Annotated in this window: 13 protein-coding genes; 4 read left to right on the top strand and 9 right to left on the bottom strand. The window is 39.7% G+C overall.

Annotation, left to right across the window (positions count from 1 at the left end; genetic code table 11):
* Position 1: 1 nt before the first annotated feature.
* The 4 genes from ACZ1GV_RS11540 to gmk form a co-directional block, all read right to left on the bottom strand.
* A complete protein-coding gene (locus tag ACZ1GV_RS11540) occupies positions 2-391 on the bottom strand; it encodes a RidA family protein (protein WP_472674292.1) in 390 nt (129 codons plus the stop codon).
* A gap of 21 nt (positions 392-412) precedes the next feature.
* On the bottom strand, positions 413-2512 hold the full coding sequence (gene spoT, locus ACZ1GV_RS11535; protein ID WP_472674291.1) for a bifunctional GTP diphosphokinase/guanosine-3',5'-bis pyrophosphate 3'-pyrophosphohydrolase: 2100 nt from the start codon (positions 2510-2512) through the stop codon (positions 413-415).
* 120 nt (positions 2513-2632) lie between these two features.
* Positions 2633-2905, bottom strand: a complete 273-nt coding sequence (gene rpoZ / locus ACZ1GV_RS11530; protein ID WP_210561077.1) for a DNA-directed RNA polymerase subunit omega — start codon at positions 2903-2905, stop codon at positions 2633-2635.
* A gap of 54 nt (positions 2906-2959) precedes the next feature.
* Positions 2960-3577 (bottom strand): guanylate kinase, encoded by a 618-nt coding sequence (gmk, locus tag ACZ1GV_RS11525; protein ID WP_210561078.1) that lies wholly within the window; start codon positions 3575-3577, stop codon positions 2960-2962.
* Positions 3578-3726: 149 nt separating this feature from the next.
* Here gmk and ACZ1GV_RS11520 point away from each other — a divergent pair, with 149 nt between their 5' ends.
* From ACZ1GV_RS11520 to ACZ1GV_RS11510, 3 genes are all read left to right on the top strand, one after another.
* Positions 3727-4269 (top strand): heme NO-binding domain-containing protein, encoded by a 543-nt coding sequence (locus ACZ1GV_RS11520; RefSeq protein WP_472674290.1) that lies wholly within the window; start codon positions 3727-3729, stop codon positions 4267-4269.
* A gap of 150 nt (positions 4270-4419) precedes the next feature.
* The gene (locus ACZ1GV_RS11515; RefSeq protein ID WP_472674289.1) at positions 4420-5367 is read left to right on the top strand and encodes a zinc metalloprotease; all 948 of its coding nucleotides are present in this window, start codon (positions 4420-4422) and stop codon (positions 5365-5367) included.
* 121 nt (positions 5368-5488) lie between these two features.
* Positions 5489-5902 carry a hypothetical protein gene (locus tag ACZ1GV_RS11510; protein WP_472674288.1) on the top strand — a complete coding sequence of 138 codons (414 nt, stop codon included), beginning with the start codon at positions 5489-5491 and terminating at the stop codon, positions 5900-5902.
* Positions 5903-5969: 67 nt separating this feature from the next.
* Here the strand turns inward: ACZ1GV_RS11510 and ACZ1GV_RS11505 are convergent, their stop codons facing one another.
* Entirely contained in the window at positions 5970-7262 is a 1293-nt protein-coding gene (locus tag ACZ1GV_RS11505) for a metal-dependent hydrolase family protein (RefSeq protein ID WP_472674287.1), read from the bottom strand.
* 320 nt (positions 7263-7582) lie between these two features.
* Here ACZ1GV_RS11505 and ACZ1GV_RS11500 point away from each other — a divergent pair, with 320 nt between their 5' ends.
* The gene (locus tag ACZ1GV_RS11500; RefSeq protein WP_472674286.1) at positions 7583-9703 is read left to right on the top strand and encodes a TonB-dependent receptor; all 2121 of its coding nucleotides are present in this window, start codon (positions 7583-7585) and stop codon (positions 9701-9703) included.
* 5 nt (positions 9704-9708) lie between these two features.
* On the opposite strand, the gene ACZ1GV_RS11495 is transcribed toward ACZ1GV_RS11500, so the two are convergent.
* The 4 genes from ACZ1GV_RS11495 to ACZ1GV_RS11480 form a co-directional block, all read right to left on the bottom strand.
* Positions 9709-11250 (bottom strand): AbgT family transporter, encoded by a 1542-nt coding sequence (locus ACZ1GV_RS11495; RefSeq protein ID WP_472674285.1) that lies wholly within the window; start codon positions 11248-11250, stop codon positions 9709-9711.
* A 71-nt stretch (positions 11251-11321) separates the two neighbouring features.
* On the bottom strand, positions 11322-11813 hold the full coding sequence (locus tag ACZ1GV_RS11490) for an invasion associated locus B family protein (RefSeq protein ID WP_472674284.1): 492 nt from the start codon (positions 11811-11813) through the stop codon (positions 11322-11324).
* Positions 11814-11881: 68 nt separating this feature from the next.
* Complete coding sequence (locus ACZ1GV_RS11485) at positions 11882-13258, bottom strand: nidogen-like domain-containing protein (protein WP_472674283.1); 1377 nt, start codon at positions 13256-13258, stop codon at positions 11882-11884.
* Positions 13259-13479: 221 nt separating this feature from the next.
* Positions 13480-15150, bottom strand: a complete 1671-nt coding sequence (locus tag ACZ1GV_RS11480) for a dipeptidyl-peptidase 3 family protein (protein WP_472674282.1) — start codon at positions 15148-15150, stop codon at positions 13480-13482.
* Positions 15151-15216 lie beyond the last annotated feature (66 nt).

The following is a 15216-nucleotide window of genomic DNA, read 5'->3' as shown; positions in this document are numbered from 1 at the left end:
TCTAAACGTCAGAAAGCTCTAACACACCATCAATTTCAATTTGTACACCCTTTGGCAAAGCTGATACTTGCACCGCGGCGCGAGCAGGATAAGGTTCAACCACATACTTAGCCATTATTTCATTAACTTTTGCAAACTGGCCTAGATCCGTTAGAAATATATTTAATTTAACCGCATTTTCTAGAGAGCCACCGGCCGCTTCACAAACGGCTGTCAGATTTTTAAATACTTGTTCTGCTTGTGCTTCAAAGTCTTCAGAAATAATTTCCATTGTTTCTGGAATTAGCGGGATTTGGCCAGACAAATAAACAGTAGTGCCTACTTTAATAGCTTGATTATAAGTGCCAATAGCGGCAGGTGCCGCATCTGTGTTAATAACAATACGAGTCATGTTGAATTCCTGTTGAATAAACTATTTGCGGCTAATGCGTTGCACGTCCGGCATAGTTCTTAATTTTTTGATGACGCGAGCCAAGTGAATACGATCTTTGACGGTAACATCAGCAGTGATTACATATATATTTGATTCTTTTTCTTCGGTAAATATATGTTCTACGTTTGAATTACTCTTTGAGATTAGATGCGTTACTTTAGCAAGCGCGCCTTGATGGTTGATAAGTTCAATTTTTAGTGTGGTGACATAATCTCTATCAGACGTGTCATCCCATTTTACTTTGAAAAACTTAGCGGCTTCTTTTTCCCAATTCCGGCAGTTAGGACAGTCTTCTCTGTGAATAGTTAAGCCTTTTCCTTGCGATACATGAGCAACAATTTCATCGCCAGGAATAGGGTGGCAACATTTGCTATACGTTACCAACATACCTTTTGCGCCGACGATAGGGGTTTTATCGATTCTTTCTTTGTTGGTTTGCTCGGAATCTGAATTTAGTAAGCGATTACTGATAGTAAGGCCCATTAGATTACCTAAGCCGATTTCTCGATACAGATCTTCTATGGTACTTAAATTAAAGTCAGTTAATAACTTAATGATATCTTCAGGTGATATTTGTTCAATCTCTACTTCACCAAGCGCCGATTTTAACAAACGTCGACCTAAGTTTATGGCTTCATTTGCTCGTTGATGTTTAAGGTAATTACGGATCCCTAAACGTGCTTTGGCGGTTACAACAAAGTTAAGCCAATTTGCATTTGGTTTAACATTTGGTGAAGTAATAATTTCTACTGTTTGTCCAGTGTCTAAAGCGCGACTGAGAGGATGAGGTTTACGATCGACTTTCGCGCCAACGCAAGTGTTACCAACGTCGGTATGAACAGAATAAGCAAAGTCTACCGGTGTAGCACCCATTGGCAATTCATGAATTTTACCATCTGGAGTAAAAACATAAATTTCTTCAGGGAACATTTCGGTTTTAACGTTTTCAATAAATTCAAACGATGAGCCAGCACTTTGTTGTAGCTCTAATAAAGTTTGCATCCATTGGCGAGCTCGTTGCTGTGCTGTATTTCCAGCTGTATCGCCAGCGCCTTTGTAAGCCCAATGTGCCGCAATACCTTTATCAGCGAGTTGATCCATTTCTTTAGTACGAATCTGAATCTCAATAGGAATACCGTGTGGGCCAATCAATGACGTATGTAACGATTGATAACCATTTGATTTCGGAATTGCAATGTAGTCTTTGAAACGAGTTTCAATTGGCTTATATAAGCCGTGCATAGCGCCAAACACTCGATAGCAGGTATCGATGTCATCAACCATGATTCGAAACGCATAAATATCCATTACTTCGTTAAACATTAACTCTTTGTTTAACATCTTTCGATAGATACTAAATAAATGTTTCTCTCGACCTCTTACATCGCCAGGGATCCCAACTTCTTCTAATCGAGTTTCTATTTCAGACTGGATGTTATGGATAATTTCTTTACGGTTACCGCGAGCCTGTTTTACGGCATTTTCCAGAGCTCGAGAGCGCATTGGGTAAAGCGCTTGAAAGCCGAGATTTTCTAGTTCGTTTTTAAATTCGTGAATACCAAGGCGATTGGCGATTGGAGCATATATCTCTAACGTTTCTTTAGCTATACGACGCTTTTTATCTGGCCTTAGGGCACCAAGCGTTCGCATATTGTGGGTACGGTCAGCAAGCTTTATCAGAATGACACGAATATCTTGCGTCATCGCCATAACCATTTTACGGAAGTTTTCCGCTTGGAACTCTTTTTTATCTTTGAAATGAAGTTTGTCTAATTTAGACACACCCTCTACTAAATCAGCAATGGTATCGCCAAATTCGTCAGCTAGGTCTTGTTTGGAAACTGGCGTATCTTCAATAACGTCGTGCATTAGGGCAGCCGACAACGTTTCGTGATCTAACTTCATATTGGCAAGCAGCACAGTAACTGCCACCGGGTGCGTTATATAAGGATCACCACTTGATCGCATTTGCCCCTCGTGAGCGTCACGCGCGACCACATAAGCTTTTTGCACTATGGCAACTAACTCTGGTGGCAAATAGGCCGAAATTTGTTGTTTTAAACCTTCAAATAGATACACCGAACGACTCAGTAGAAAAAACGATTAGATATGAATTGAGTATAAACTAAAGGAAAATAGGAAGGAAAGCCAACACGTTAAAAAAACATGCTGGCTATATAGAAATTATACGTCAGCGAGTTATTCGTTGCCAACGATTGCAGCTACTGCTGCCATTTCTTCCGCTTCACGAACTGTCTCAGCTTCGTTATCTTGACGATCCATGATCTCGTTGGTGATTAAACCAGCTTCAATTTCGCGAAGTGCAGTTACAGTTGGCTTATCATTACCAGCGTCAACAAGAGGCTCTTTACCTTGAGTTGCTAATTGACGTGCACGACGAGCAGCAACCAAAATTAAATCGAAACGATTTCCTACTTTTTCAACAGCGTCTTCAACAGTTACGCGAGCCATTCAGTATCTCCAATGAGGCAAAAAAATATTAAGGGGCGTAATATTACACCAAGGTTAGCTTTTAGCCAATAGCTGAGTAAGCAGTTGACTGTTTTTACTTTGCTGATTTTTTGTTTTTAATCGATGCGCTAATACAATTTGTTCAAAATTATTGAGCGTTTCTTCAAAATTATCGTTAATTAACAAAAAGTCATATTCATTATAGTGCGACATCTCGCTTTGTGCTTGTGCCATTCTTTTTTCAATCACTTCGGCGCTATCTTGACCGCGTTTATTTAAACGGCTTTCTAACTCTTCGCGTGACGGCGGTAATATAAATAAAGTAATAATTTCAGGCACTATTTTGCGCATTTGTTGAGCGCCTTGCCAATCAATATCCAAAAACACGTCTATGCCTTGGTCTAGTTGATCCTGTATGGCTTGCTTAGAGGTACCGTAATAGTTGCCAAATACTTCTGCCCATTCATAAAAACCATTATCTGCAATTAGGCTTTTAAAAGCGTTAACATCGGTAAAGTGATAGTGAACTGCGTCTTCTTCGCCAGGTCTTGGCGCGCGGGTCGTGTGCGACACCGAAACTTTCATATCATTATGTCTTTGCAAAAGTGCAGAGATTAAACTGGATTTACCCGCACCACTCGGTGAGGAAACAACAAATAAATTACCTTGCATAGTTATAAATACTTTAACGTTAATGAAGTGAGGTTTATAAATTATTGGGTAGTTTAACACATCACCAATAATAGACGCCCAATAAATATCGCCATGACGAATACTTTTTTGTCTACACTTAATATAAAAATAAAGTTAAGAGGTCGTTAATGCTGGGAGTTATTTTTACTAATTTAATCGAGATGATGGAACAAGAGGTTGGCTTGGAACTAACAGGTAAAGTCTTGGATGAGGCTGACTTAGCATCTAATGGTAGCTATACCAGTGTTGGGTTTTACCCGCCAGAAGAGATCCTTTCTATCGTAGCAACATTATCAAAGCACACCGGCATACCGGGACCTGAATTAGTTGAAAGCTTTGGCTATTTTCTATTTCAACGACTCGCCGAATATCATCCTCCCGCAGTCCAAAACAAAACATCAATAATAGAAGTTTTATCTATTTTGGACTCAAATGTTCATGTCGAAGTTCAAAAACTTTATCCAGACGCTCAGCTACCAACTTTTGAAACCATCGAAGAGTCGGAAAGGCATATCAAACTTTTATACACGTCACCAAATAATATGGAAGCATTAGCGAAAGGATTGATATTGGGCGGTGCGAATTATTTTAATGAAAATGTGGATGTAATTATTACGCCTAAGTCAGCAACATCATCTTACATCAAGGTTGAAAGTTTTAGCCAAGATTAGAATATCTAATGAAAAATATAACCCCCTTAAAAACCTTTGTTAGAAAGTTTGCCTTATTGACGCGAATGGCTAGTATGCAATTTAAGCAATTCAGGTCTCAATAAAATCAATATCTTGAATCCGCTTTCAAAAATAATAATAGGGGTAAACATGAATCTAAAATATGCAAAGTTGTTCGCATCTGTGACATTAGGTCTAGCTGCTGTATCAACATCACAATTACATGCTGCGAGTGCGAACGAAGTGGCTTTTTCTCATGCAAATGAAAATGCATCATTTCTTAGGTGTGGTACTAAACATCCGTCGTTAAAAGAAGCGGAATTAAAAGAAAAGCATTTTAAAAATTTACGTTCAAATGCAGCAGGTAAAGGTAAGCCTGGCGGCGGTGGCGGTGATGGTGGTTCTGCCGATCAACCTAGAGCAGCAGGCTCAGTGGTTATAGATGTCTACTTCCATATTATTACTGACTCTAGCGGTAATGGTGCTCTGTCTGCCGGTGATATTGCTTCACAAATGAATGTATTAAACAATGCGTATGCCAACACGCCATTTACTTTTAACTTAGTAAGTTCTCAAACAGTATCAAATGATGCTTGGTTCACAGCGGGTTATGGCACTCAAGCAGAAACTTCTATGAAGTCGACACTTCGTCAAGGTGACGCCGGAGATCTTAACTTCTACACCAACAACATGGGCGATGGCTTGTTAGGTTGGGCAACGTTCCCGTCTGACTACGCGTCTCGACCAATGAACGATGGTGTTGTCGTGTTATTTGAAACATTACCAGGTGGAAACGCCGCACCTTACAACCAAGGTGATACTGGTACGCATGAGGTAGGTCACTGGTTAGGTCTTTATCACACGTTCCAAGGCGGTTGTAGCGGCAGTGGCGATTACGTAAGTGACACACCAGCAGAAAAAAGTCCAGCATATGGTTGTCCAACAGGTCGTGATAGTTGTACGAAAGGTAAAAACGCTGCAGGCTCAGATCCAATAAATAACTTTATGGATTATACAGACGACGCATGTATGTATGAGTTTTCGTTTGGCCAAGCGTTACGTGCTGACCAACAGTCAATCACATACCGTGGTTTATAATCGTTAATATTTGTTAACGCATTAAAAAGGCACTTAGGTGCCTTTTTTAGTTTTTAAATCACTAAAATGTAACAATATGAGCTTTAATACGTTATTGCTCGACAATAGGGTGGTATTGGATATGTACGTAACAAAATTAATCGTCCCTTTAGTTTTAATTACTATAAGTACTTTTGCTGTTAACAATGTGCATGCTGGAGATAAGAGGTTAAAAGTACCAGACTTTGTAACGTGTGATAGAAATCAGCTTACGTCGTGGCATGGAGTTCCTATACAATATCAGCGAGATAACGGACATTTGGCGATGACTATTAACACTAGCTATGGTACGGAAGAATCATTAAAACTGCAGTTTGACTCAAAAGACATACTTGCAACAAATTTCCGTATAAACGGATTACCATTCAATGAAAATAACTGGGCGGAAATTGAAAACGAAAGCTTCGTATTAAAAGATTCAATAAAAGTGATTGTGTGGATGTGTGAAACGCCTTTAGTAAAACCAATTATCGATTGGAAATTACCTAAACGTTAAGCGCAGCTTATAAAAAGACGGCACACTTTGAGCGGCCGCCTTTAAAGCTAATTAATTAAAAATTTAACTACTTAATAAACTTGTAAACTTTGCCATCTTTCATAACAAAGTTAATGTTTTTCATTAAACTAATATCTACTAACGGGTTACCTTTCACTGCCACAATATCTGCCAGCTTACCCTTTTCAAGGGTGCCAAGTTCATTTGATATTTTTAAAAGTTTAGCTCCATGGAAAGTGGCACTTCGAATCGCATCGATAGGTTTCATACCTGCACGAACCATTAATTCAAATTCTAAGCCATTATCACCATGCGCAGAAACCCCCGAATCTGTTCCAAACGCAATGTTTACGCCCGAAAAATATGCTTTCGCAAATGTCTTTTCAATTAATGGACCGATAGATGCTGCCTTAGGACGAACTAATTCTGGAAAAAAGCCATCAATCTTAGCTTTTTCCGCTACCCAATTACCGGCCATAACCGTTGGCACATAATAGGTGTCATATTTTTTCATTAACTTAAAAATATCTTCATCCATGAAAGTGCCGTGCTCTATTGAGTCTACGCCAGCTTCAATTGCCCGCTTCATGCCTTCTTTACCATGAGCATGCACAGCTACTGTCATACCATAATCCTTAGCAGTATCTACAATAGCTTGTAATTCATCGGTCATAAACTGTGGGTTTTGGCCGCTTTTCGCAACACTTAATACACCACCAGTTGCTGTTATTTTAATTAAATCTGCACCATCTTTATAACGCTGACGAACCGCTTTTCGCGCTTCTGCAACGCCATTGATCACACCCTCTTTAGGACCTGGGTCGCCAGTTATCGCCATAGCACGACCATTTGTTGGGTCGGCATGACCTCCAGTGGTCGCTATGGATTTGGCTGCAGTGTATACCCTTGGACCATCGATCATGCCATTATTGATAGCCTTTTTTAACGCCACTGATACGTTATAACTGTCGCCTAAATTACGAACCGTAGTAAATCCGGCATCTAACGTTTTTTTGGCGTAAACAACTCCCTTTAACGCATAATCCGCCTCATTTAATTTAAAGCCGTCTAAGTAACTCGCTAGTCCATTATGCTGAGAGCTAATGTGCGTATGCATGTCCATCAACCCTGGCATAACTGTGTAGTCTTTTAAATTAATAACCGTGTCTTTGCTTGTAGGTGTTTTAAAACCTGATTCAATAGCTTTGATTTTATTTCCGTCAATAACAATGGTCATGTTGTTTTTAACGTCATTATTGTTTGCTTTAATAACACGCCCAGCATGAATAAGTGTGTCCGCGAACACGGTTTGGCTTAATAAAGCTAGCCCCACTATTGATAAGTTAGAAATACGTTTCATCTAGTTTTCCCTAATGAGCTACCTGTAAAACGATAGCGTGAAATTGTGAACTTAATCTAGCAGACTAGTGAGGTTAAAAAAAGAGCAATTAAATTTATAATAAATACATTAATTATTAGTTGTTTAGCTCTGTCATCCAAGTTTGTACCTATTACTTACATTGTAAAACTAGCATCGTTTCCTAGTATTAAAGTAACCTCAATAACCAGTGATGATTTATGGTAAAACAGTTGCGCCTGCCTCTTAAGGTAATACTTTTAATATTTACTCTTCTAATATCGATCCTTCTGTATTCAATCAGTGCAGTAGCAGATGCCCCTGTGAAAAATAAAAAACCTCATGTCGACTACTTCGATTTAAGTTTAGAGCAGCTGTTAAATATTAAAGTAGATATAAGTGCGGGTACCGAATCTAGGCAACAGTTTATTCCTTCAGCTGTGACTATCATTACCAGCAATGACATCGCTGAGTCTGGCGGTCGAACTTTAAACGACGTATTAAATTTGCATGTTCCCGGTTACTTTAAAGCGGAAGATAAAGACGACACTATTTCTTCTTTTCGGGGGCTCGCGCCGGACAATAATACGAAAGTACTGCTTCTAATAGACGGTGTTAAAGTTAATGCGGAATGGTTTTGGGGACCAGCAGACAGTGTATTAAACGGCATAGGGTTAGACTTTATTGAGCGTATTGAGGTGATCAGAGGGGCCGGAAGTGTTGTTTTAGGGCAAGGTGCACAACTGGGCGTAATAAATATAGTTACGAAGGAAGTGGAAGGTGCGGAGTTAAACTTATCTGCAGGTGAGTTTGGTTGGCGCTCAGTTAGTACAGCAGCAAGCTTGGAACATAATGGCTTAAAATATCAATTCATAGCATCAACTCAAAACTTCGACGGCTTTTATTTACCGAGTATTGGTTGGGCAGGAGAAGTCAAAGAGAGCGACTCATCGCACCCCGCTTTTCCAGCAGAACGAGGTAATAAATTAAATCGTATCGAATCTACCAGACTTCTCACTAAAGTATCCGACTTTGATTGGCAAATTTGGTTTCAACACCATCAACAAACCCGAGATTTATATAACTGGACTAAAGATAGAGATCAAGTTGAACAGCGTATATCTATTATTGCCGGTGAATATTATTATCCAATAAATGATGAGCTTACAGTCAAGTTAATAGGCAACTGGCAAAATGATGATTACGCGCTTTACGACCATTACTCAGGCTTAACAACAGCAGGCGCAAACGAACAAAGAGCATTTGGGCAAGTTAGGCTATATACGAGAAAAAACGATAACGGTCTAAGTTGGTTACTCGGTGCTGAACTAGAGCACATTAAAACAGGTGATACTAATTGGCAGGGTGATAATTTTATAGTAAACAAAACAGAAAATTTGACGAGTAATGCAAATGAAACGAATACTTGGTTGTTTGATGATAGTTACACCAATAAAGCCATATTAGGCGAGCTAAACAAGGAATGGCAAAATGCATGGAAAGCCAACATTGGTTTTAGATATGATGATCATGGTCACTGGGGTGAACATTTTACGCCACGGATGAGTCTCACTTACCAAGGTGATCCAGAAGCGAATGTATATCGACTTACTTATCAACGCGGTTTTAAAGGGCCACCAGGTGTTCATTATTCCGGAGGTTTTTTAGGCGACGGTTTGTTATCCGAACAGAACTTTAATCAGCTGGAAGGTTCAGGGATGACATCCTCAACAACAGGCGAGCCGATGCATAATGTTGTTGCCCCAAAACCGGAGTCAATGACCAGTTACGAGTTCTCGGTGAAGGGTGTGGCAGATAAGTATTGGAGTTACGAAATTGCGACATTTTCTAACCGAATCAATAATTATATTTTGACCTTATCGACTAGAAATGGAATACCGGGTGAATCCATCGGAACGGACCGAGTTGGAGACTGGGGTGGCGTTTTTTATTACGCAAATCAACCAGGCGAATTAAAAATTCGAGGTATAGAACTGTCGTCAGTTTGGAAAAAAAACAATTGGCGTCATAAATTATCTTACAGTACCCATGATGTTGTCAGTGCAGAAGGTTTCGATTTTGGAATGAAGTCACCAGTGGCCGGTAACCAAGACGACATGAACGCCAACGGTATGCCAGAAGGCATTTGGCGGTATCAAGGATTTGTAAAACTAAACAATGAATTTAGTTTATCTTATCAACATATTTTATTAGAGCGCTGGTGGGCGCCTTGGACGAATACAGCAGAGCCAGGTTTAGGTTGGGGTAACGTATCGGTTCAATGGAAATATAACCAATCATTAAACTTGATGTTGTTGGTAAATAATATATGGAATGAAAATGGGTTATACCCAGTTAGAGCAAGAGGGAATGGAAACGATACTCCAGGTACGCCAGCGTTAGAGCCAAGAAACCTGTCGTTAACAATGAAGTATCGTTTTTAAATATATTATTTAGCAGGTACGTAATCGTAACTAGCTTGCAGTCCTAGCGGTAAATCTAGTCCCCAGTAAGCCAGTAAAAATATTGTCCAAGCAATTAAGAAACTTATTGAGAATGGCAACATCATTGCCGTCAATGTTCCTATGCCAGCTCCTTTCACGTATCGTTGACAAAATACAACAACAAGCGGGAAGTACGGCATTAGTGGTGTGATGATATTCGTACTTGAATCACCAATTCTATAAGCGGCTTGAGCTAAATCTGGCGATATACCAAGCTGCATAAGCATAGGAATGAATATTGGTGCTAGCAATGCCCATTTTGCAGAAGCAGAGCCGACAAATAGGTTTATAAAACCTGTTAAGAATATTATTCCAGCTATAGTTACGCCACCTGGTAGAGCCATCGCTTTCAAAAACTCAGCGCCTTTAACAGCGAGTAAAATACCCAAATTAGATTGGCCAAAAGCGTAAATGAATTGGGCGATAAAGAACATGATTACCAAATAGTACCCCATGCCAGACATCGCTTTACTCATGCCTTCAATAAACTGCTTACTGTTAGTAATCGTGCCTATGGCAATGCCGTAAACAACGCCAGGGATTAAAAACAGTAAAAATATTAAAGGTACTATGGATTTCATCAAAGGTGCTGCAAAGGCAGTCAGGCTGCCATCTGGTGCACGCCATGGTGATGATTCAAAAGACGCAGTGATAAATAGTAACGCTAAGCTGACAGCAATTGAGCCTAGGGCTAAACGCAAAGCTTTACGCTCATTATCTGATAACGGGTCCATTGTCGGTAAGTCTGACAAGTCACCATCTAATTTATTATTCTGTAGTTTAGGCTCTACGATTTTATCAGTAATGAACCAACCTAAACCGGTAATTAAAATTGAAGATGCTGTTGTGAAATAGTAGTTATTAAGCGGGTTTAAAGTTACCGAAGGGTCTAGTAACTGAGCGCCGGCCTGGGAAATACCTTGAAGCATTGGGTCAAGAGCAGATGGAACAAAGTTGGCAGAAAACCCGCCAGATACGCCAGCAAACGCAGCCGCAATACCGGCTAAAGGATGACGGCCAGCCGCATAAAAGATAACACCACCTAATGGGATTACGAGTACATAACCGGCATCAACAGCAGAGTGACTAACAATACCAATTAAAATAATCATTGGGGTCAACAGCCACTTAGCTGTTACAGAAAGTAACGCTCTAAGGCCAGCATTAATAAAGCCTGAGTACTCCGCAACACCTATACCAAGCATAGCAACTAAAACAACGCCCACTGGGTGAAAGTGAGAGAAATTCGTAACCATAACCGAGAAGAACTGGGTCATTGCACTACCGGCAAGCTGATTGTTTATGATTAACTCTTCGCCAGAGCGAGGATCAATAACATTAAAATCAATACCAGACAGTGCCCAGGATAAAACCCAAACAAAAACCATAAGTGAGATAAATAGAGCGGCAGGGTCGGGTAATTTATTACCCCACACTTCTACTTTATTTAAAATTCTCTGCATAACAGAAGACGATGGATTACCCATTTTTAGCCCTTTTTGTAATTATTATATCGACGAAATAACCTACGACAAAAAGGGTTAAATTTACAGTGTTTTTAACGATTTTTTAGGGCTTGGTACGCTTTAGAGTAGTTTTTTAAACCAAAGGGTAAAGTAATTTGTTTTTTAGAGTTCTTATCCAAATAAACCAATTGCATCAGCGTCCCATTAGTTAACTCTTTTTGCATTTGCTCATCAATTGCAATATTCGTTTGGCATAACTGAGCATTACACTCAAGTATCTTAGCTTTAATATCTTTGTTGTTATCAATTTTTATTCCGATACCAGCTTCTTTTAACGCATTACTTCCAAGTCTAACGGAAAGGACATCCATGTTTTTTGGCATTAAAGCAACATTAATAGATGCAACTATACCGGCTTTTTTACCATTATCAGCAACGAGGGATTGGTGGATGTAACATAAGCTAGATTTACAACTTAAAGTCCATTCACCCAATTTTTCCGATGTGGCTTGTGCTGAATTAGAAAATGCTGATGCCGAACTAGAAAGAAACAAAAAGCCAAATAATAAGGTATGAAATTTCATTTTTACTCCATTAAAAAAGGGGACGAATCCCCTTAGTTAAACATAATACTTATAGAAATGCGCTGGTGTTACAGAAGCTTTTTCTTACGACGAGCAACTAAAACTAAGCCACCCATTGCAATTAACATTAAAGCTAAACCGTTTGGTTCATTTACTGAGGTGACAGAATCATCAACAAATTCAGTAATTGCTACCTGTCTAACTTGTGTATTTACAGGAGCACCAGTTGGATCACCAACAAAAGAAACACCAGTAACAAATGCGACTGGATCATTCGGGTCTAGCATCGCGTCAACATCAATACCTAAAATACGGAATGAAGACACGCCACCTTGTGCAAAAACGTGCTCAACACCACCGGTAAGTATTTGATCGAAAACCCAGCCATTGGCAGTCATTAACCACAATTCAAACAAGTTGTCGTCAAATCCAGTAGGTAGAACTACAGAATAGAAATTAATACCAGAATCCGAATAGTAGTCATAACCAACAGCAACATCCGGATCAATAAACACCACTTGTTCAGGCACTACCACTAAATCGAAGAACCAGCCTGGTAAATCAGACACGCCTTCCACAGGCATAAACGGGTCATCGCTTGTACCAGAACCAGTTCCTGTGCTTGTTGGATCTTGAGGAACCGGCGGTTCTTCAGCAAGTACGTTATCTAAAGAGTTTGTAAGTTGTCCATTTGTATAGCTAAAACGCCAAACACCCGCTTCGCCAATGTTTGAGCCAGTGGTTAACTCTTCTGTCACACCTACAGTGCCTGATTTAGGCAACAAAGTGCTCTGCTCAACGCCGTCTATTTCAGTAATAATGCCAGCAACGCCGATGTCTTCAGCACTACCTAGTGAACCGTCCCATTCTAATTGTCCGTATCTGAACTCAATATCATAGTCCGTCGCAACGGGTCTATCATTGAACCATTCTGTAACGTTACTTGGATCTGTACGGTCGATAATAACTAACTGGAAAGTATTTCGTGCTTGGCTCTCACTGCCTGCTTCAGCAACACCATCCCAAGTATAGGCAATAGTAGAATAGTCGTCGCTTATTCCAAAATAAACAGAACCGCAGTCATCGCAACTAAGATCCACAGAACTAGTGAATGGCGCTAATATACCAAAGTCACTAGGGCCACCAATTGCAAAGTCAAGCGGGCTATCCAGAAGGACTGGAATTTCACTTTGAACAGCACTTACATAACCATCTTTTGATACTGAGGCCGTATTGATTAATGTGTCTTGATATTTAAAGGTTTTAGTACCAAAAAATAAGCCGCTAATGTCATGATATTGATTAATTATTTCACTGCCGTATGTAGTTGAATTAGCATCAATACCTACGTCGTTGAAACCGGTAAGAATAGGGTCTGCATTTGAAACGAATGGCGATAAGCCAATCATTAAACCTGCGATTAAAGAAAGGGATTTATTTTTCATATGGAAAAAGTCCTTTTAAATGAAATTTGAGTTCTACTTTCAACAAGCAAGCTTTACGCCATATATATGGGGTGCAGTAGAACTAATTACACTGCTATGGCCAATCGCCCTATATTATTACCATAGAGAGTGTTTTTAATTTTAAATGACCACACATAAGTGTTTGATAAAATTTATAAAGTGTCAGCTATTGTAAAAATAACTGACACTAAACGGTGTGTTTATAAGCCTAACACTTGCTTACCTTGTTTAAAGGTAATATCCACAGGTATGTTTGCCTTAGTCAGTTTTGCTAAATCAGCTTTTAGGTCTGCGTTAATTAGTCCTTTTTCGGCTACTAATTTAGCAACGCCGTCATAATCACCATCACCTTGAAGTTTTAAGATGATGTTAGATAATCCATCAATGGCTGCTTTCATTTTGTCGATATCAACGCTATAAAAGCCTTGCTCATCACGGCTAAAAGCACCTTGCTCTTTAAAGTAGTTAAAGCGAACCATGTTGGCTTTACCATGGGCACTTGATGCGCCAAAACGAACAGAGCGGAATATACCGGCCATGAATGTCGTGTAATAGTCTTCAAGCGTACCCTCGTCAATCGCACCTTTTTCAAGTAGCTGACGGATCATATACAGACCTAAAATATCCGCTTTGCCTTCTTCAAGTGCTGAAGCGTGTTCTTTTAACGCGCCACGTACAGTTTGATCAGAACCAACGACCTGTTTGATGCCTAAACCATGAGCTACTTCGTGGAACATAGTATTGGCAAAAAACGCAGTAAAAGTGACATTTTTACGTTGCTCAGGCACAATTAATTGCTCTGCAATTGGTACTAATATGTGATCAAACTTAGCTTGCATGGCATTTTTAAGCTGTAAGCGTCGCGTGCCTTTTTGAAGTTGTACTTCTTCATCGTTTGGTAAATTAATCGCAATGGTTTTGCTACCGGCGTTCGAATGGCCCGCGTAATAAATAACGTCATAGGCGTTTAAGTCGGCATCTGATCCCGGCGTTTCTGCTTTATATTTTGCAGGAACTGGCAAGCCTTGTTGTAATTCTGGTAAGTAGGCTGCGTATTTCGCTAATCGCTCGCTCCAGCTCATGTCTTTTACCAATACATAAGACTCAAATGCCGCGCGATAACCAAACAGCTGGTCTTCATAAGTTTCAATAGGTCCAATAACAACATCAATTGGGTTGTTCTTCATGTCCATCCAAGCAAAGTCTGATGCTTGATATTCGTCGGTTACTAATGCTTCAGCACGCATAGTAAGGTAGTTTTTAAACTCCTCGTCTTCTGCATAAGATGCTGCGGTAATTAACAAAGAAGCCGCACGGCGCATTTCACCTTGATATTCTTGATGATAAGGTGCGATTTCTAATTTGCCTTTTTTGTTGCGTTTAATCACTGAATACAAACCATCTTTATTATCAAGCTCTAGCTTCTCAAACTCAGATTTGGTCATATCCGCAGGATAAAACTCTGCGCCAGGAGACTTTTCTTGGTAGCCAGATAAAAATAATTTGTCGCCGTTTAATCGATCCCATGGGCCGTAGTTAATTTCTGCGAATGCACGTACTTTAGGATCTTTAATCTTGTCTAAAAACTCAGTTTTGTCTTCACCAAAGGCTTGTAACCAAAATAAATCGTCCATAATTTCAGATGCATCAATAAGAACTCCCAGCATCTCTTGTTGTTTTTGACTTAAGTGGCTTAAATCAGCAGTTAGCTCAACGGGGTGGTATATATCGAGTCGTGACTGCTCACCAATATATTCAACAGTTTGCTGGCCGTTCGAGTTAACGTCAGAGTCAGATGGTGTTTTAGAGCAGGCCACTAACAAACTAGCAGCGATGGCAGTTAACGCTATTTGCTTAAGTTGGGTTTTCATATTGAACCTCAGGAGAATAATATTTTGTTGTTATTAAAATTTATAGTACGCCAACAAATTTTTTAA

This window comes from Psychrosphaera sp. HA2-10, assembly GCF_055693745.1.
Note: the sequence above shows the minus strand (reverse complement) of the source record. Positions and strands in the feature narration are given on the sequence as shown.